The following is an 18,765-nucleotide window of genomic DNA, read 5'->3' on the forward strand; positions in this document are numbered from 1 at the left end:
AAAGATGAGAAATGCACCCTATTTTTACTACAAAGATAACAAAATTTAGAGCCGATGAGAGTTTTGAGACCGATGATATTTTAGTCCGCGAGATCAAATTAGACATAAGAATAAATGGCGTTAAGGTTGGCGCTATGATGGCTACTCCTACCGATCTTGAAGCTCTTGGTATCGGTTATCTTTTAAGTGAAAATATCCTTGAAAGCTACTCTGATGTAACAAGTTTGAAATTTGATGAAAGTGAACTTGTTTTAGATGTAGTAGCAAAGGTTGATGAGACAAATCTTAAAAACCTAAACACTGAAGCAGTCATAATAAGTGGCTGTGGCAGAAGTGTAACTGCAAATGTAAATCCTGCAAATATTCAGGCTAAAATGATAAAACAAGGTGTTAGCTTTGCTAGAAATGAAATTTCAAAGCAAATGAGTGAGTTTTATACACAGTGTGAGCTTTATGAAAAAACGGGTTGTGTACATACTGCAAAGCTTAAGATAGGCGATAAATTTTATATAGGTGAAGATATCGCTCAGCACAATACCATAGATAAAGCTATTGGCAAGGCGGCGATGGACGGAGCAAATTTAAGTGACGGGCTTTTGATGGTAAGTGGTAGGCTTAGTTCTGAGATGGTTGTAAAAGCTGTTGTAAATGGACTGCCTGTGCTTGTATCACGCACAGCACCAACAAGTCTCGGGGTACTGATAGCTAGGAAATTTAATCTAACCCTTTGTGGTTTTGCACGGGGCGAAAATTTAAATGTTTATAGCGGTACGGAGCGTGTTCATGCGTGAAAAGATTATCCAAATGATAGAAAGGCTAAAAAACGATAAAGGTAGGCTTGATTGCGGAGTGGCATTTAAGATTGCTGCAAAGCTTGGATGTGATGTAGGGCAGGTTGGCGAAACTGCCACTCAAATTGGCGTAAAGATAGATGCCTGTGAGTTAGGTCAGTTTGGCAAGCTTCCTGTTGGGCTTGGTAGTGTGCTAACTTATAAAGATATAAAAGGTAAACTTGATGAGCGTGGTCGCATACTTTGCTCAGATGCAAGAGATGCGGCAAAGGGTGTGGGACTAGGCAAAATTCGTGGTACTTTAAGAGATTATAATATCGATGTAAAATACTGCCAGCTTGGCTGCTTTAAAGAAAAAAAAGGTAAAAAAATGATTGTAAAAACTAAAACTTGGATAGAAAATTCAGAAGGCGAACTGCTTTTTGGTAAAGGAAAGACCGAAGTTCTTGAAGTCATAGCAGAGGCTGGAAGTATCGTAAAAGCGGCTGAAATTTTAGGAATGAACTATAAAAAATGTTGGAATCACCTGCAAATTTTAGCTAAAAATTTAGACGAAGAGCTTGTAAATACAAAACAAGGTGGTGGAGAAAACGCAGGAACTACACTAAATCCAAGGGCTTACGAACTTATAAATGCCTATAAACAGCTTCAGCGTGATATAGAAGATTTTGCCAATCAAAGATTTAAAGAGCTATTTTTATCTGATGTAAAAGATCGCATAACTGGCAAATAAAAATTAGTTTTTTGCCTTTTTCAAGAACTTAAATTCTATATTTTTTAGTCAAAAATTTATTGATTTTTATGTGAAAACTATATGCATAAATTTCATATTTTATATGCTTAAAATGCAGAATTTTAAATGGTAACAACACATTTTTATTTTGCAAAATTTTATGAAATTCTTATGTAAAATTTTTAAAAATTTTGTATTATAAATAAACTTTAAAAGGAGAAAAAATGTTTATCAAATTAAATGACCGTGTTTATCTAAACACAGACCGTATTACAAGAGTAAAGATTGATAATGTCCAAGATGGCATTCGTATTCGCTTTTATGAGGGTGTTGCACAGGTTGCAAAGAGTGGTCGCTTTGAGAGCTTTGAAGCTGCTCAAAAGTGGCTAGAGCAAAATTTCGCTGGCAAATAATATCCGAAAATGGGCGCAAATGGCGTCCATTTCAAAAAACAAACTTAAATTAATAAAAAATATTATAAAATATTGCAAATTTTTCCGAGGAGAATAATATGTTTGGTGGCGGTAAAAAACTTTATGAGGCACAGGCAAAAATCGAAGCTTTAAGCCTAGAAAACGAGAGTTTAAAAAACGAACTTTTAAATTTAAGAGCTGAGTTGGCCAACTTAAGTGAAAACTCACAAGACAAAAACTCTGACACAACAGCCAAAGATACGCTGGTTGAGCTTTTGGTAAATAGCTATGGTGATGGGATAAACTTCTTGCAAGGCACCATGGAGAATAATCTTATAATGCTTGATGAGATGAATAGCTTAAACAACCAAACTGTTGCTAAAACGCAGGTTTTAGAGCAGCAAATGGGTAGCGTTGTGGGCTCTATGCAAGAGGTTGAACAGACAAGTAGCGGACTTCATACTAATGTCTCGTCGTTAAATTCGAGCGTTGATTCGATTGTTGAGATTATAAATTTGATAAAAGATATCTCAGATCAAACAAACTTACTTGCACTTAATGCAGCCATAGAAGCAGCTAGAGCTGGAGAGCATGGACGAGGGTTTGCTGTGGTTGCAGATGAGGTTAGAAAACTAGCTGAACGCACTCAAAAGGCCACGCAAGAAGTTGAGGTAAATATTAATGGCTTAAAACAAAATGCAAATTCTATGACCGAGATGGCTGAGTCTTTTGCTAGACTCTCTTCACAGGTTTCTAGCACGCTTGATGATGTCTATAAAAACATAGAAAGTGTAAGAAATAACGCAAATTTAACGCTAAATCAAACGCTAAATGTAACCAGCGAGATCAATGTGAGTAATGGCAAGATAGATCATATAAACATGAAGCTTGATGGATATAAGGCATTTTTTGCTGGCGAACATCACAATATACCAGACCATCATAGTTGCAGATTTGGCAAGTGGTTTGGCGAAAATGTTAAAAATTTTGCCCAAAGTGAAAACGCTAACATAAACGAAGTTGCAAAACATCATGAAAATGTACATAATGGGCTTAATAAGGCGATTAAGATTTTTTCAGATAAGAGTTCTGATAAAAAAGATGGCATAAGCGTATTTAAAGATGTTGAGAACTCAAGTAAGCACGGCTTTGAATTGCTTTTAAATATCGTTAGAAAATCAAGAAAATAACAAAAACAACAAGGGCTAAGGCTTAGCCAGACTACATTTTAAAGGAAAAATATGCAAATAGACTGCAGAAATTTAGACTGCCCGCAGCCAGTTATAAATACAAAAGACGCACTTAGCGAGCTAAAAGATGGCGAAAGTTTAGAAATTTTCGTAAATGCTATAGCTCCAAAAGAAAATATATCTCGCTTTTTAAACTCACAAAAACAAGCCTTTACGATAAGTGATTTAGAAAATGGCGAGACACTTTTTCGTGTTGTTAAAAACGGTGAACTAAAAGATATAAGCTTTGATGAGTTTAACTGTGAAATTCCAGCAAAACGCCAAAAAGTCCTTTATCTAAATGAAGATAGGGCTGGAAGCGGAGAAGTTGGCGAAGTGCTTTTGTCAAAATTTATAGCAGCTTTTATGCAAGTGCAAAGTAAGCCAAGTACTATTTTGCTTGTCAATACGGCTGTAAAGATGACTACTGATCGCTCACACCCCAGCTTTCGTGCGCTAAAAGAGCTAGAAAATGCAGGTGTTAAAATTTTAAGCTGCGGTAGTTGCTTGGAGGCTTATAAACTCGTTGATAAGCTAGCTATTGGTGAGATTACAAATGCCTTTGAAGTGGTTGATATTTTAAGCAAAAATGATGTGATAACTCTATGATATATAATGATAAAAAGCTTACAAAATTTGTCCGTGCAGCGGGTTGAGCAGCCAAACTTGACCCGGCGGGTCTAAACAAAAGTATCGGTGCACTAAATTTATCCCATCCAAATTTGCTCTCATCCACGACAAGCAACGAAGATGCAAGTGTTTTTAGGCTAAGTGATGACTTGGCGCTTGTTCAAACGCTTGATTTTATCACGCCAGTTGTAAATGATCCTTTTATTTACGGGCAGATAGCTGCTGCAAATTCTCTTAGCGATATTTTTGCTATGGGAGCAAGCGTTATAAATGCCTTAAATATAGTTGGCTTTGATAGCTGCAACCTTGAAAGTGAAATTCTTTCTGAGATAATGGCTGGAGGAGCCAGTAAAGTCAAAGAGTGCGGAGGTGTCGTAGTTGGTGGTCATAGCATAGCAACGCCTGAGATGTATTATGGGCTTAGCGTAACTGGTGCTATACATCCAAATAAATTTTGGGCAAATAACACAGCAAAAGTTGGCGATTTGCTTATCCTTACAAAGCCGCTTGGTACAGGCGTTTTAAGCACAGCGATAAAGGGCGATATGCTAAATTTAGACCAGATAAAAGAGGCGGCTTTTTATATGTCGCAGCTAAATTTTTATGCGGTCGGTGCGATGAGTGAAATTTTCGTTCATGCAGCTACTGATATAACTGGCTTTGGCTTTTTAGGGCACCTTTTTGAGATGGGACGAGATGATATAGCGTTTGAAATTTTTACTCAAAATGTCCCGATACTGCAAAGTGCAAAAGAGATGGCTGATATTGGTCTTTTGCCAGAAGGAAGCTATAAAAACCGAGATTTTGCAAGTGCTTATGTGGATGGCAAAGCCGATATGTTGCTTTATGATGCGCAAACTTCAGGTGGATTGCTTTTGGCTATATCGCAAAAAGATGCACAACTTGCGCTAAATAGACTAAAAGATGTTGGCTACACACAAAGCGCAATAGTCGGCGAAGTTTTTGAGCGCAAACCTACACAAAAGCTTATAAATTTAAGTTGATTTAAGATATTATAATAATAAAACAAGTAAAATTTTGTTAAAATCCAACTTTAAAAAGTCCATATAAAGGGTTTTATTTTTTATGTTATCAAAAATTTTTAAGAACGCAAGCAGACTTTGGTTTAACATCGGACTTAGGCTTTTTATGACCTATCCGATAGTTTTGCTTATCCTAATAACGCTCGTGTTTTATATATTTAACTCAAGAGTAGGTGATATAAAATTTAACCTTCGTGACTACAACAACCAAGTTCAAAATGTTATAGATAATAAAATTTTTGAGATAAAAAAAGAATTTGAAATTTACACAAGGCATGCCAACGCGCATGATTATAACCTTGAAAATAATATAGATGTAGCTCTTGCCCAGCAACTTTTTGATGAAAATTTTAAAGCCTACTACTTTATCGATGAAAATGCAAATGTTTTGCATAAAAAAGTCACAGATAGTGCTTATGCGCTGGATACTTTTGGTGGCAAATGGATATTTGAAACTACTGAAAAAAAGCCATTTATTATCTCAAAATTTATATCAAGTAGCGGACATGCAAAGGCGATTTTTGTTTCGTATTACATTGGTCATAAGCAAAGGGTGGTGGCTGAGGTAAATTTGGCAAAACTTAGCGGTGAGATCCTAGCTTTATCAAATCCACATCAGCACGCAACCTATATCTTTGATATTGATGGTAACATCATTCAAACCATAGTCCCAAATATCATAGAAAATAATATGATAGGCAGTAAAATAGACACCAAAGAGGTGGATAGATATTTTACAAAAGATGGTTTAGTAGAGCTTTCATATATAAAAATGCAAGCAAATTTAGCCACATACAATGAAAACTTAGGTGTATTTGTTTTAGTTTATACCCCACGCATGCAAGCCATTGGTCTTGAAATGCTCTTTTTTGGGCTAGCTTTGTTTTTATTTTTTATCTACACGATAACTTTGATAGGCAATATCAGATTTGCAAAGCGCTATGTAAAAAAACCTATAGACGAGATAAATAAATGTATTGCCGAGCAAAATTTCAAGCAAGATGAGAAATTTCTAACAGAATTTCAGACTGTTTTTGATAAGTTAAAAGAGCTTTATGATAAGAGCAAAGAGCAAGAGATTAGACTTGTTGATTATAAAAAGCGCTATGGTTATATATTTGAGCAAAGTCCTCTTATAGTCTTAATCTATGATGCTTACGATGGTCAGATAGTTGATGTTAGTCAGCAAGCGTGTGAATTTTACGGATATAGTCATGATGAGTTTATTAAGTTAAATTGTAAAGATATATTTTTATCGACATTTGAAGAAGTTATCTTTGATGTAAGACGATGTATGGAGGATAAACATAGCTCTTTTACCGCTCAGCATATCTTAAAAAATGGCGAAGTAAGAGATATGAGCGTTAGAAACTCTGCTGTTAGTGCAAACGATAAAGAGTATATATTTACCATAGCAACCGATATAACAGAGCAAAATTTTGCCAAGCAAAACCAAAGAGTAGTGGCAGAGTACTACTCGGCATTTAGTGAGGTTATCATGCTTGGCGAAAAAGATGACATACTTCAAATTTCTTACTCCACGCAAAATATCGAAAAACTACTTGGCATAAAGCACTCAGATGTTATGGGTGGAAATGTAAATTTAAAAGAGTATATCTTTGAAGCTGACAGACTTGGTTTTATAAATGAGCTGGAGCTTGCAAGGCGATTTTTCACTGTTGCTAAAGGGGCAAAAGATCTTTTAAATTTTGTCATAAGATTAAAAACTCCGCTTTTTACTGGAATTTATTATAAGATAGGCGTGAAATTTTTTAAAGATGCGGACGGTAAATTCGATGCAGTTGCCTATCATATTAGCGAATATGCCGAGCAAAAGCAGCTGATAGATAAATTTGAAAATGAGCAAAAGACAAACAAAAATCTAATCTGGGCGTCAGATACTATACCATTTGAGTATGACCCAAGCGAACAAGTCATAAAAACCAGTAGCGAATTTGGCGAAATTTTGGGAGTTGATGGGCTTGCTATAGTTAGCATAGATCAAGTGAGAATGCGAAAAATAGTTGGTGAGAAATTTATAAATTTTGATACCTTTTTTGCTGATATTTGCGTTGAAGAAGGCGTTTATATAGGCGAGATAAAGACTAAAGATATAAATAAAAAAGCTATTTGGCTAAGCATTAGAGCAAGACAAACCACTCTTAGTAAAGATGGGGTAAACAAAAAGATAGAGGGGGTATTTAGAAATATCACCGATCAAAAAATTTCACAAGGCTATCAAGAGCTAGCTTCAAGGCTCTTTTCATACTCAAAAGATAGCATAGCCATCTTTGATAAAGAGTGGAAATTTATAGATGTAAATGAAAATTTCTGCAATGAAATGGGCTATGAATATGACGAAATTTTAGGCTCTTCGATACACATCTTAAACTCACGCTTTACAAGTTCGCAAGAGTATGCAAACATTCTAAGCTCTACTCAAAGTAGCGGTGTTTGGCAGGGTAGAATTTGGATAAAAAATAAAAAAGGAGATGACAAATTTATCCTTATTAATCTCTCAGAAGTAAGCGATAAAGATGATGTCGTGTCTTATTATATTGGTGTTTTCTCAGAGATTGGCGAGATACGCACAACGCAAGAGTACCTAGATCACATAGCCTATCATGATCCACTTACAAAACTACCAAACAGATATTTGTTTAATCAAAAGCTAAGCCATGCCATCGCCCAGCAAGATCATGCAAAGCAAGTCGCGCTTGCTTATTTGAATTTTGATGGATTTAAGGCGATAAATGACACTTATGGCTATCAGGCTGGAGATAAATTTTTAACCGAAATTTCAAGCAAGATAGATGTATTGTTTGAAGATCGTGATATGTTTGCTCGTATTGGTGGCGATGAGTTTGTAGCTATCATCTTGCATGAAAATGTTGGTGAAATTTATGAGATGGCTGAAAATATACTTCGCATAGCGTGTGGCACTATCTATCATGAAGGCAAAAAGCTGTTTGCAAGTGCAAGTATTGGCATTTCAATAAATGACGCCATGAAAAATATCTCAGCTGAAAATATGATAGAGCAAGCTGGCTGGGCGATGTATAAAGCAAAACTAAGTGGTAAGAACCGCTACTATGTCTTTGATCCTAAAAAAGATAAAAACTTAAAAGATCAATACGCTGATAACTATAAAATTTTAACAGCTCTTGAAAATGAGCAAATTTTTATCGAGTATCAACCAGAAATTGATCTAAAAACCAACGAAGTTGTAAGTTTTGAAGCCCTTATACGCTGGGAACATAATGGAAATATCGTCTATCCAAATGAGTTTTTGCCGCTTATACAGCAGCAAAGCGTGATCGAAGACATTGCTATATTTGCGATAAAATCAGCTCTTAAGGCACAAGCTGCATGGCAAAAGAGTGGCAAGAGCGCAAATGTTTGTGTGAATATAAGTATTATTGAGCTTTGCAGTGATAGCTTTTATATGAAATTTAAAGAGCTTGTTTTAAGAAATAGTGATGTAAATTTAAATTCTTTATTTATCGAGATAATCGATGCAAATAATGTCACAGACTTAGTTCAGTCAAGTAAAATTTTACAGCGCTATAAGAGCTTTGGCGTTTCGTTTGTACTTGATGATTTTGCTAGCAAGACAAGCTCATTTGAGGCACTTGAACTGTTGCCGATAGATAAGATAAAGGTTGATAAGAACATTTGTACATATATGTTTTTTAATAAGAAGGCCTTTTCTACGGTTCACATTATAAAAAATGTAGCCGATATGTTTGAAAAAGCGCCAACCATTAAAAACCTGCAAGACGCAAGCACACTTAAAATTTTAAGTGGTCTTGGATTTAGAAATTTCCAAGGAAATTTCTTTGCTCGTCCGATGCGACTTGAGGATGTATTAAAATATGAATTTAAGGGTATTAGTGGTTTTGATCCTAGCTATAGCATAGATGATGAGATGTTTAACAAGCTTGCAGAGTGTATCGCTTTAAAAGAGTATGCGCAAAATATCATCTCAACATTAAGCACCCGTCACATTTTAGATGATAGTGAAATTTTTGTAGGGTTAAAAAATGAAATTTTACCAAAGCTTAATGAATTTAGCTCAAGCGAATACACAAATATTGTTAATAATCTAAAAGAGGCCTTTGCTACGAGTGATAAGATGCGAACTTTATCGCTGGCACGAGCGGCAAATATCATGTGTGCTGAAATTTTAAACATTGATGGCAAAGAGAGTATTTTATGAAAGACAAGAGTATGACAGAGGTTTATGAACACGAAATTCCAGTCGGTTCACGGCTTTATTTTGGCAAAAGTGCAGCGACAAAACGCAGTATCGAGCAACTTGCAAGTGATCTTTTAAATAGCGAGGGCTTTAGCGAAATTTTAACACCATTTTTTTCCTATCATCAGCATTTAAGTGTAAATCCTACTATGCTTTTAAGATTTAGCGACCATGCAAATCATGAAATAAGTTTGCGTGCAGATAGCACAGTTGATGTCGTTCGTATTGTTCGAGCAAGGCTAAAAGACGAACTTCATAAAAAGTGGTTTTACATCCAGCCGATATTTAAGTATCCAAGCAGCGAGTTTTATCAAATAGGAGCTGAACTGATCGGAGAAAGCGAGCTAAGCACTAGCGTGTCGCTTGTTTCAAATATTTTAAACCAGCTAAAATTTGATGCAGTTTTGCAGCTTAGTAATATCGAGATCCCGCATACTATATGTAAAATTCTAGGTCTTGATATAGAAATTTTTGAAAATGGACAGATAGAAAGAATTCTCTCGCAAAACATTCCTTGGCTTGAGTCTTTGGCTCTTTTATCAAACAAAAAAGAGCTTGAAGATGTGATAAGTGTAGTTCCAGACGCATTAAAAACGCCACTTAAAAATTTACTCACACTTGTTTGCTCGGTCAGTCATGAAAATATACGCATAGTCCCTCTTTACTACTCAAAAATGAGATATTATGATAAGTTGTTTTTTAGATTTTTAAGTCAAAACTCGATAATAGCAGGCGGAGGAAACTACGAGATAGACGGCGTTGCAAGCAGTGGTTTTGCTATTTATACAGATACTTTAGTTGATAAAATTATGGAAAGGTAGAAAATGAGAAAAGCTGATTTAGTTGTTGGAGTTCAGTGGGGAGATGAAGGTAAAGGTAAGATAGTTGATATGCTAGCAGCTGATTATAATCTTGTGTGTAGAAGCCAAGGCGGACATAATGCTGGTCATACTATATGGGTAAATGGCGTTAAATACGCACTTCACCTTATGCCAAGCGGAATTTTGCATAAAAACATCATAAATATCATCGGTAATGGCGTTGTGGTAAATCCAGCGGTTTTGATCAAAGAGATGCAGCAGTTTGGTGATATTAAGGGTAGGCTTTTTATAAGCGATAGAGCGCACTTAAATTTAACTCACCATAGTCTTATCGACCAGGCAAAAGAGAGACTAAAAGGCGATAAAGCTATCGGTACTACTGGCAAAGGCATAGGACCTTGCTATATGGATAAGATAGGTAGGTCTGGTCACCGTGTAGGTGAGCTTTTAGATCCAGCCAAGCTTTGCGATGCTTTAATGGCAGACTTTGAAGCAAACAAAGCCATACTTGATGTTCTTGGAGTTAGCGTACCGCCTAGAGCTGAGCTTTTGGCTGAGCTTGAAGGTTATAAGCAAGCGCTTGAGCCGTTTATAGCTGAAACTACACAGATAGTTTGGAAAGCCATTGATGAGGGTAAGAAAATTTTACTTGAAGGCGCACAAGGAACACTTCTTGATATAGATCATGGTACCTACCCTTATGTAACAAGCTCAAACACCATAAGTGCAGGCGCTTGTACAGGACTTGGGCTAAATCCAAAAGAGATAGGCGAAGTTATAGGTATCATAAAGGCTTATTCAACTCGTGTGGGACACGGACCTTTTCCGACCGAGGATAAAACAAAAGCTGGCGATGATATGTGTGAGATAGGTAAAGAGTATGGCACTACAACAGGCCGTCGTCGCCGTACTGGCTGGTTTGACGCAGTTAGTGTAAGATATGCTTCACGCCTTGATGGAGTTGATAAATACGCTTTAATGAAGCTTGATGTGCTTGATGGCTTTGAGAGTGTGAAAATTTGTAAAGCATATGAGTATAAAGGCAAAGTGATTGATTATGTTCCAACTGACCTTGAGAATGCTACCCCTATATACGAAGAGCTTGCTGGCTGGGGTAAAACTTATGGTGTAAAAAACTATGATGAACTTCCAGAAAATGCAAAGATATATATTAAGCGTATAGAGGAGCTAACTGGTGTAAAAGTTGGCATCATCTCGACAAGCCCTGAAAGAAGCGATACGATAATAAGGTAATGAAGAGCAAATTTACTCCAGTAGTTAGTGTCAAAAAACAAGCCCTTGACAGACTAGAAAGTAAAGTAGCCATGGCAAGGGCTAATATTGCAAGGAAAAAAGCAGAGCTTCAGGAGGCGCAAAATGCAGCAAATGCCTACCAGATGCCAACACAAGGCAGTATGAGTGAGCTTCGTGAGAGTTTGGAAATTTTACGGATAATGAATGATGGTTTAAAAACCATAAAAGCCGAGCTAAATATCGCCGAGCGTGAGCTTACGCATTTTACTCACCAGCACAAGAATGCAAGTCTTGAGTTTGAAAAGATGAAATTTTTAGAACAAGAGGACATAAAAGCAGTGTTAAAAAAGAAAAAACGAGATGAAGAGCTTGCTCTTGATGAGTTTGCCACGATGAAATTTGCACAAGGATTAAAACAAAATGGTTAAATTTTTTATAGCTTTGATACTTCTTAAAGTCACACTTTTTGGCTATGATGTTCCAGTTGATTGTGTGCAAATTTTTGAAGCTAGAAAGGCTGAGATACAAAAGGAGGTGGAGCTTATTGACGAGCAGCGCCAAGCACTTGAGGCTTTTCGGGCTAGCACTAGGACTTTGTATGAAGAAAATTTAGCAAAGCTTGCTAAAAAAGAGGCAGAGATAAATGCGACGATGAAGCAGGTTGAGCAAAAACGAAAAGAGATAGATACCCAAATAGCTTCAAATCAAAAAATTTTAGATGAGTTAAAAAGTGGCACAAGTGGCAAAGTCACGCTCTCTTATGCAAAGATGAAAGACCAAGCCGCAGCAGACACTCTTTCTGCGATGAGTAGAGCAGAAGCTACATCGATAATAGCAACTCTTGACCCAAAAAAAATTTCAACTATTATGGCAAAGATGACCCCAGCTGTGGCTTCTGAGATAACTGTAATGCTACAAAAAGGACCACCTTTTATCGACAAACCAAAAGAACAGAGCATAGACGCACCAGCTGGAAATATACTAAACTAAGCCCAAAACTTCACAAATACCTTAAAAGCTCACAAAAAAGGTAGAAATTTTAACGGATTTTTACCTTTTATTGGCTAAAATATCCCAAAATTTTTAAAAGGCTAACAATGCGCATTAAACTACCACACACACCATATATAGCACATAAAATAGCAATAGATCTATTTGCCTCTGGCTTTGTTACACTTTCGGCTGGTATCGAGCCATTAGTTAAAAAGGCGCAAGAAATTTTAACTGCTGATGTCCAAAAAGAAAGGGCGCTTGAAGAGCGTGCGAATGAGCTTCTGGAAAAAAATGAAGATGAGATGGAAAGTATGCAAATAGACCGCAAAAATATGTTTTGGCTTATCAAAAAACGCCTTGCTGGCGAGTTTGGTGTTATGCTGTCATATGAAGATAGGTTTAGCAATATTGCACATAAAATTTTAGATGAGCTGATGAGAAATGATTTGATTGACTACAATGTCTCAGAAAATCGTATAAAAAATATCATTTACACCTCGATTGACACTTATCTAAAAACTTATGAAACTATCGAAGATGAGGTTATGGAGAAAATCGACGGCTATAAGCGCAAGCTCATACCTGGCACTGAGGAGTATGAGATGGTTTTTGAAAAGCTATATCAAGAAGAACTCAAAAAAAGAGGTATGCTATGAACGCCTACATCTACATGCAAAATGGCACATTTTTAACGGCAAAAGCATTTGGTGCACACGGCGAATGTGCTGGGGAGATGGTGTTTAACACCTCGCTAACTGGCTATCAGGAGATAATAAGCGATCCAAGTTATGCTGGGCAATTTATAGTCTTTACGATGCCAGAGATAGGTATCGTAGGCACAAACGATAATGATATGGAGAGCGTTAAGATACATGCTAGCGGTATTTTAGTGCGCAGTTTTAACGATAAAGCTTCAAATTTTCGCTCACAAAAGTCACTATCTAAATTCTTTGAAGAGCAGGGAAAATTTGGTGTTTATGATATTGACACTAGATTTTTAACAAAAATGCTTCGTGATGAAGGTGCGATGATGTGCTACATTTCAACGCAGATTAACGATAAGGATGAGCTTAAAAGGCGTCTTGAAAAGGCTGGAAGTATAGCTGATACAAACTATGTAGCTATCGTTAGTGCAAAAGATGAGTACTCGCATAAAAAAGCGGCTTGGGATAAGGAGATTATGTCCTATAAGCCGCTAAAAAGTATCGGCAAGCGCGTTGCTGTGCTTGATTTTGGTGTAAAGCAAAATATCTTAAATGAGCTTTGTGAGGTCGGACTTGAGGTTGATGTATATCCGCATGACACAAAGGCTGAGACTTTGATACAAAAATTTAAAAACAGCGAGATAAATGGTGTATTTTTATCAAACGGACCAGGAGAGCCTAAAAATTTAGTTAGTGAGATAGCTGAGATTAAAAAGCTTATAGATGCCAGAGTTCCTATATTTGGTATATGTCTTGGACATCAGTTGCTTTCTAATGCCTTTGGCTATCCAACTTATAAGCTAAAATTTGGTCAGCACGGAGCAAATCACCCCGTCTTAAATCTGCAAACACAAAGAGTTGAGATAACTGCGCAAAATCATAATTATAATGTGCCAGAAGAGATTGCACAAATAGCTGAGATAACGCACAGAAATTTATTTGATGACACGATTGAGGGAGTTAGGTATAAAGACTATCCGATATTTTCAGTTCAGCACCATCCAGAGGCTAGCGGCGGACCAAACGAGAGCAAATACATCTTTGCTGAGTTTTTAAAAATTCTTTGAGTTTAGACATTAATGTCGCTAGCATTATTAGCGTAGCGGTTTTATCATCTTTTAGCCACTGCATAGGTATGTGCGGTGGCTTTTTTGCACTTTGTGCAGTTGCTTTTAAACAAAAAAGTATCTCACAGGCATTTTTTTTGACGCTTATTTACCACCTTTGTCGTATAGCTTCTTATGTCGTTTTAGGTGCTTTATTTGGTGCTTTTGGCTCGATTTTTTTAATCTCAAATACAAGCAGGGCTGTGCTATTTTTTGTGGTTGGAATTTTGCTTGTGATTGTTGGATTTGCACTTTTAAGCCTTGGAAAATTGTTAAATTTTATAGAAAATGATAAAATTTCAAAATTTATCACAAAAAAAACACTAGCATTAAGAAATTTACCAGAAATTTTGAAATTTTGCCTATTTGGAATGCTAAATGGACTACTTCCATGCGGTGTTGTGTACTATTTTTTAGCAATGTCTATAGCAAGCGCAAATGCCCTTCAAGGAGCGTTTATCATGGTACTTTTTGGGTTTTCCACACTACCAGCTATGTTATCAATAAATGCAGTTTTTAAATTTATCACACAAAAGTTTAAGCAAATTATGTTTAAAATAGCAATTTTGATTATAATACTAAACGGAATTTATCTAGCTTTTTTAGGATTTATGGCAAATGGATGACATAAGAACAAAATTTAAACAATATCAAGATGCCATAGAGCGTAGTAATATCGTTTCAAAGACCGATATACACGGTATTATAACATTTGTAAATGATGAATTTTGTAAAATGAGTGGCTATACTCGTGAAGAGTTGGTAGGGAAAAACCACAACATTGTTCGCCACCCAGATGTCCCTTCTTCGACTTTTAAAGAGCTTTGGGACACCATACTTTCAAAAAAAGTTTTTAAAACCATTGCTAAAAATTTAGCAAAAGATGGCAGCGTAGTTTATCTAAACACTACCATATCTCCCATACTAAACTCAGAGGGCGAGATAGAGGAATTTGTTGCGATCCGTCACGATGTCACGCAGATTATAAATTTAAATGATAAGCTCTTACAAAAGGAGAGCGAACTAATAATGCTTAATCAAAGCCTAGAACAGCATGTTCGAGAAAAAACTGCCGAGTTGCGTGAGTTAAACGAAAATTTGCAAAACATCATACGAGCTGAGATAGCTAAAAATGAAGAAAATACTAAAATTTTGCTTGTTCAAAGTAGGCTTGCTAGCATGGGCGAAATGATAGCAAATATCGCTCATCAATGGAGACAGCCATTAAATGAACTAAGCATCACGCTTTTTAAGATTAAAAAAAATGCTCAAGATCTTAATGAGCTTGAGAAATTATATGAACGCTGTAAGAGCATTATAAAAAGTATGTCAAACACCATTGAGGACTTTCGTGGCTTTTTTTCAAGTGATAAAGTGGCTGAGAATTTCTCTCTTAAAAAAGCGGTAGACAACGCTAAAACAATGCTTCAAGGCACATTTAGTCGTGAAGGCATAGCGATAGAGATTAATGTAAAAAAAGATGTGCTGATTTATGGTTATGAAAGTCAGCTTACTCAGGTTTTAATAAATTTGTTAAATAATGCAAAAGATGCTCTTGTGGAGCGTTTGATAGAAAAAAAGCTAGTTGTTGTTGAAATTTTAAGCGATAATGAGTTTGGCTTTATAAATGTCATCGATAATGCGGGCGGGGTAAAAGATGAGGTGATAGATAAAATTTTTGAGCCGTATTTTACAACAAAACATAGTTCGCAAGGCACTGGTATAGGGCTTTATATGTCAAAAATGATTGTTGATAGATTTAAGGGAGGGTTAAAAGTGATGAATGTAAAAAATGGAGCATGTTTTAGTATAAAACTACCGTTAAAAGGGGATGAAATTGAATAATATTTTAAAAGATCTCACGGTTTTGATAGTTGAGGATGAGAGCGAAACTAGGGCATTGATGGAGCAAATTTTATTAGATGAGTTTGCCAAAGTTATAACTGCCCAAAATGGTGACGAGGGGCTTAAAAAATTTAAAAAATTTAGCCCAGACATAGTTCTTACTGATATTGCTATGCCGATTGTAGATGGGCTTGATATGACCGATGCGATAAAAAAGATCTCAAGCACAACGCCTATAATCGCACTATCTGCACATAGTGAAAAAGAGAAGCTTTTAAAGGCGATTGATGTTGGGATAAATAAATATATCATGAAGCCTATCGATGTAGATGAGTTTTTAAGTACTTTAAAACAGGTTGCCCAAAGCAAGATATCGCAGTTAAATTTGATAAAAATAACAGATGATTGTGCTTTTAATAAAACAAAAAAGGTGCTTATAAAAGGAGACACTGAAATTTCTCTTACAAAAAAAGAGCTTGCGTTTATCTCTCTTTTGGTCGAACATCTTGATAGTGTTGTGCTTCATGATGATATAAAAAGTGTTGTTTGGGTTGGAGAAAGTGTTAGTGAGGCGGCGATTAGAACATTTGTAAAGAGAATTCGTGATAAAGTTGGCTGTGACCTTGTAAAAAATGTTCCAGGCTTGGGTTACAAAATTGATACAAATTTCTAAAATATTTATAAAAAAATTACTATCAAGTTTCATTTTAAGTAAAATTAAATTTTAATTATCTTAAAATAACAAAAAACATATTTAGAGTTAATGTAATATTAATAAGGAGGGTTAAATGCGACCTGGTCAAATGCTAAGTTATGACTACTCAGTAGCAAAACTTTTTATGTTTTCTACTTTAGTCTTTGGTATAGTCGGCATGCTTTTGGGCGTTATAATAGCGTTTCAAATGGCATATCCAGACTTAAACTATATAGCTGGAGAGTACTCACTTTTTGGTAGGTTAAGACCGCTACATACAAACGGTATCATCTTTGGCTTTATGCTTTCGGGAATTTTTGCTACATGGTATTATGTTGGGCAGCGTGTGCTTAAAGTTTCTATGAATGAGTCGCCGTTTTTGATGGCTATAGGTAAGCTACATTTTTGGCTTTATATTATATTGCTTGCCTGTGCAGTAGTCTCTCTTTTTGCTGGGATAAATACATCAAAAGAGTATGCTGAGCTTGAGTGGCCACTTGACATTTTGGTTGTTTTGGTTTGGGTTCTTTGGGGTGTTTCTATATTTGGACTTATAGGAATTCGCCGTGAAAAGACTATATACATATCAGTTTGGTACTATATAGCTACATTTCTTGGCGTGGCTATGCTTTATTTGTTTAATAACATGGAAGTACCTACTCGCCTTATATCAGAACATGGCTCTTGGTTGCACTCAGTTTCTATGTATGCTGGAAGTAATGACGCTTTAGTTCAGTGGTGGTATGGACACAACGCTGTTGCATTTATTTTTACTGTCGCTATTATCGCACAAATTTACTACTTCTTGCCAAAAGAGAGTGGACAGCCGATATTTTCATACAAACTATCGCTATTTTCATTCTGGGGTCTTATGTTTTTATATCTTTGGGCTGGCGGGCACCACTTGATATACTCAACAGTACCAGACTGGATGCAGACTATGGGTTCCGTTTTCTCAGTAGTTTTGATACTTCCATCTTGGGGTTCAGCTATAAATATACTTCTTACAATGAAGGGTGAGTGGATACAACTTCGTGACAATCCTTTGATTAAATTTATGGTTTTAGCTTCAACATTTTATATGTTTTCAACACTTGAAGGATCTATACTTTCGGTCAAATCAGTCAATGCATTAGCCCACTTTACAGACTGGGTTCCAGGACATGTTCACGATGGTGCTTTAGGCTGGATAGGCTTTATGACTATGGCAGCACTTTATCATATGACTCCGCGTGTATTTAAGCGTGAAGTTTATTCAAAGTCACTTATGGAAGTCCAGTTTTGGATACAAACAACTGGCATAGTGCTTTACTTTGCTTCTATGTGGATAGCTGGCATCACACAAGGTATGATGTGGCGCGCAACTGATAGTTACGGAAATTTACTATATAGCTTTATAGATACTGTTGCTGTTCTTGAGCCATATTATTGGATAAGAGCGATAGGCGGAGCGTTATATCTGTTTGGATTTTTCATCTTTACATATAACATCTTAAAGTCGCTTGGTGCACCAAAGATTGATTATGAGCCAAAAAATACAACCCCTATGGGTGGTGCAAGAAATGCGGAGGTGGCAAATGTTTAGTTGGTTAGAAAAAAACCCATTTTTCTTCGCAGTGGGTGTATTTATAGTTATTGCTTATGCTGGTATAGTTGAAATTTTACCAGACTTTGCAAATCGTGCAAGACCAGTTGAGGGAACAAAGCCATATACTGTTTTACAGCTTGCTGGAAAGCATGTTTATATGAAAGAGGGTTGTAATGCTTGCCATACTCAGATGATTCGTCCGTTTAAAAGCGAAACTGATAGATATGGCATGTACTCTCTTAGTGGCGAATACGCTTATGATCGCCCTCATTTATGGGGCTCAAAAAGAACTGGACCAGATCTTATGCGTGTTGGAAACTATAGAACAAGTGATTGGCATGAAAACCACATGAAAGACCCTGTTTCTGTTGTTCCAGGTTCTATCATGCCAGCATATAAACACCTTTTTGTAAAAAATGCAGATGTTGCTACGGCATATGCTGAAGCAGAGACTATAAAAAAGGTATTTAATGTTCCTTATGATGCAGAAGGTATGCCAAAACTAGGCACTTTTGATGAAGCTAGTGCAGATGTAAAGGCTGAAGCAGCGATGATAGTTGAGCAGATGAAAGATGAAGATATTAAAAAGGCATTTGCTAGCGGTGAAATTCGCCAGATAGTCGCATTGATCGCCTATCTAAATAGCTTAAAATAGGACTAAAA

18 protein-coding genes and 1 pseudogene are annotated in these 18,765 nt (G+C 36.3%); all 19 read left to right on the top strand.

Features of this window, described 5'->3' with window-relative positions; all coding sequences use genetic code 11:
- Positions 1-11 precede the first annotated feature (11 nt).
- The gene (fdhD, locus tag LQV35_RS00470; protein WP_230055910.1) at positions 12-791 is read left to right on the top strand and encodes a formate dehydrogenase accessory sulfurtransferase FdhD; all 780 of its coding nucleotides are present in this window, start codon (positions 12-14) and stop codon (positions 789-791) included.
- Complete coding sequence (locus tag LQV35_RS00475) at positions 784-1,524, top strand: winged helix-turn-helix domain-containing protein (protein WP_230055911.1); 741 nt, start codon at positions 784-786, stop codon at positions 1,522-1,524. Before fdhD ends, LQV35_RS00475 begins: the two co-directional genes overlap by 8 nt.
- A gap of 224 nt (positions 1,525-1,748) precedes the next feature.
- Complete coding sequence (locus LQV35_RS00480) at positions 1,749-1,937, top strand: sodium-dependent tyrosine transporter (protein ID WP_230055912.1); 189 nt, start codon at positions 1,749-1,751, stop codon at positions 1,935-1,937.
- 404 nt (positions 1,938-2,341) lie between these two features.
- A pseudogene (locus tag LQV35_RS09140) lies at positions 2,342-2,686 on the top strand (methyl-accepting chemotaxis protein); the annotation flags it as partial.
- Between the two features lie 132 nt (positions 2,687-2,818).
- Positions 2,819-3,127, top strand: coding sequence for a CZB domain-containing protein (locus LQV35_RS09145; RefSeq protein WP_230056717.1), 309 nt, complete (start codon positions 2,819-2,821; stop codon positions 3,125-3,127).
- 51 nt (positions 3,128-3,178) lie between these two features.
- A complete protein-coding gene (yedF, locus tag LQV35_RS00495; RefSeq protein ID WP_230055913.1) occupies positions 3,179-3,775 on the top strand; it encodes a sulfurtransferase-like selenium metabolism protein YedF in 597 nt (198 codons plus the stop codon).
- Positions 3,772-4,800, top strand: a complete 1,029-nt coding sequence (gene selD / locus LQV35_RS00500; RefSeq protein WP_230055914.1) for a selenide, water dikinase SelD — start codon at positions 3,772-3,774, stop codon at positions 4,798-4,800. Before yedF ends, selD begins: the two co-directional genes overlap by 4 nt.
- A gap of 82 nt (positions 4,801-4,882) precedes the next feature.
- On the top strand, positions 4,883-9,058 hold the full coding sequence (locus tag LQV35_RS00505) for a sensor domain-containing protein (protein ID WP_230055915.1): 4,176 nt from the start codon (positions 4,883-4,885) through the stop codon (positions 9,056-9,058).
- Positions 9,055-9,918, top strand: coding sequence for an ATP phosphoribosyltransferase regulatory subunit (locus LQV35_RS00510; RefSeq protein ID WP_230055916.1), 864 nt, complete (start codon positions 9,055-9,057; stop codon positions 9,916-9,918). The genes LQV35_RS00505 and LQV35_RS00510 overlap by 4 nt, the downstream gene beginning before the upstream one ends.
- 3 nt (positions 9,919-9,921) lie before the next feature.
- Entirely contained in the window at positions 9,922-11,172 is a 1,251-nt protein-coding gene (locus tag LQV35_RS00515; protein WP_230055917.1) for an adenylosuccinate synthase, read from the top strand.
- The gene (locus LQV35_RS00520; protein ID WP_230055918.1) at positions 11,172-11,600 is read left to right on the top strand and encodes a flagellar export protein FliJ; all 429 of its coding nucleotides are present in this window, start codon (positions 11,172-11,174) and stop codon (positions 11,598-11,600) included. The genes LQV35_RS00515 and LQV35_RS00520 overlap by 1 nt, the downstream gene beginning before the upstream one ends.
- Complete coding sequence (locus LQV35_RS00525; RefSeq protein WP_230055919.1) at positions 11,593-12,162, top strand: MotE family protein; 570 nt, start codon at positions 11,593-11,595, stop codon at positions 12,160-12,162. The genes LQV35_RS00520 and LQV35_RS00525 overlap by 8 nt, the downstream gene beginning before the upstream one ends.
- A gap of 107 nt (positions 12,163-12,269) precedes the next feature.
- On the top strand, positions 12,270-12,821 hold the full coding sequence (locus LQV35_RS00530; protein ID WP_230055920.1) for a DUF507 family protein: 552 nt from the start codon (positions 12,270-12,272) through the stop codon (positions 12,819-12,821).
- A complete protein-coding gene (gene carA, locus LQV35_RS00535) occupies positions 12,818-13,936 on the top strand; it encodes a glutamine-hydrolyzing carbamoyl-phosphate synthase small subunit (protein ID WP_230055921.1) in 1,119 nt (372 codons plus the stop codon). Before LQV35_RS00530 ends, carA begins: the two co-directional genes overlap by 4 nt.
- Positions 13,933-14,601: a sulfite exporter TauE/SafE family protein gene (locus LQV35_RS00540; protein WP_230055922.1), complete on the top strand. Its 669-nt coding sequence runs from the start codon at positions 13,933-13,935 to the stop codon at positions 14,599-14,601. The genes carA and LQV35_RS00540 overlap by 4 nt, the downstream gene beginning before the upstream one ends.
- The gene (locus LQV35_RS00545; protein WP_230055923.1) at positions 14,594-15,820 is read left to right on the top strand and encodes a PAS domain-containing sensor histidine kinase; all 1,227 of its coding nucleotides are present in this window, start codon (positions 14,594-14,596) and stop codon (positions 15,818-15,820) included. Before LQV35_RS00540 ends, LQV35_RS00545 begins: the two co-directional genes overlap by 8 nt.
- Positions 15,813-16,493 carry a response regulator transcription factor gene (locus tag LQV35_RS00550; protein ID WP_230055924.1) on the top strand — a complete coding sequence of 227 codons (681 nt, stop codon included), beginning with the start codon at positions 15,813-15,815 and terminating at the stop codon, positions 16,491-16,493. Before LQV35_RS00545 ends, LQV35_RS00550 begins: the two co-directional genes overlap by 8 nt.
- Positions 16,494-16,608: 115 nt before the next feature.
- Entirely contained in the window at positions 16,609-18,099 is a 1,491-nt protein-coding gene (gene ccoN / locus LQV35_RS00555) for a cytochrome-c oxidase, cbb3-type subunit I (RefSeq protein WP_230055925.1), read from the top strand.
- Complete coding sequence (gene ccoO / locus LQV35_RS00560; protein WP_230055926.1) at positions 18,092-18,757, top strand: cytochrome-c oxidase, cbb3-type subunit II; 666 nt, start codon at positions 18,092-18,094, stop codon at positions 18,755-18,757. The genes ccoN and ccoO overlap by 8 nt, the downstream gene beginning before the upstream one ends.
- Positions 18,758-18,765: the final 8 nt, after the last annotated feature.

The organism is Campylobacter suis (assembly GCF_905120475.1).
GTDB lineage: Bacteria > Campylobacterota > Campylobacteria > Campylobacterales > Campylobacteraceae > Campylobacter_A > Campylobacter_A suis.

Excerpts from the sequence above, each read along its gene's own strand:
- ccoO (WP_230055926.1), top strand. The coding sequence starts at position 18,092 with ATGTTTAGTTGGTTAGAAAAAAACCCATTTTTCTTCGCAGTGGGTGTA.
- LQV35_RS00505 (WP_230055915.1), top strand. The coding sequence starts at position 4,883 with ATGTTATCAAAAATTTTTAAGAACGCAAGCAGACTTTGGTTTAACATC.
- LQV35_RS00530 (WP_230055920.1), top strand. The coding sequence starts at position 12,270 with ATGCGCATTAAACTACCACACACACCATATATAGCACATAAAATAGCA.
- LQV35_RS00525 (WP_230055919.1), top strand. The coding sequence starts at position 11,593 with ATGGTTAAATTTTTTATAGCTTTGATACTTCTTAAAGTCACACTTTTT.
- LQV35_RS09145 (WP_230056717.1), top strand. The coding sequence starts at position 2,819 with ATGAAGCTTGATGGATATAAGGCATTTTTTGCTGGCGAACATCACAAT.
- LQV35_RS00480 (WP_230055912.1), top strand. The coding sequence starts at position 1,749 with ATGTTTATCAAATTAAATGACCGTGTTTATCTAAACACAGACCGTATT.
- LQV35_RS00545 (WP_230055923.1), top strand. The coding sequence starts at position 14,594 with ATGGATGACATAAGAACAAAATTTAAACAATATCAAGATGCCATAGAG.
- LQV35_RS00515 (WP_230055917.1), top strand. The coding sequence starts at position 9,922 with ATGAGAAAAGCTGATTTAGTTGTTGGAGTTCAGTGGGGAGATGAAGGT.
- ccoN (WP_230055925.1), top strand. The coding sequence starts at position 16,609 with ATGCGACCTGGTCAAATGCTAAGTTATGACTACTCAGTAGCAAAACTT.
- LQV35_RS00475 (WP_230055911.1), top strand. The coding sequence starts at position 784 with ATGCGTGAAAAGATTATCCAAATGATAGAAAGGCTAAAAAACGATAAA.
- carA (WP_230055921.1), top strand. The coding sequence starts at position 12,818 with ATGAACGCCTACATCTACATGCAAAATGGCACATTTTTAACGGCAAAA.
- LQV35_RS00520 (WP_230055918.1), top strand. The coding sequence starts at position 11,172 with ATGAAGAGCAAATTTACTCCAGTAGTTAGTGTCAAAAAACAAGCCCTT.
- LQV35_RS00510 (WP_230055916.1), top strand. The coding sequence starts at position 9,055 with ATGAAAGACAAGAGTATGACAGAGGTTTATGAACACGAAATTCCAGTC.
- yedF (WP_230055913.1), top strand. The coding sequence starts at position 3,179 with ATGCAAATAGACTGCAGAAATTTAGACTGCCCGCAGCCAGTTATAAAT.
- fdhD (WP_230055910.1), top strand. The coding sequence starts at position 12 with ATGCACCCTATTTTTACTACAAAGATAACAAAATTTAGAGCCGATGAG.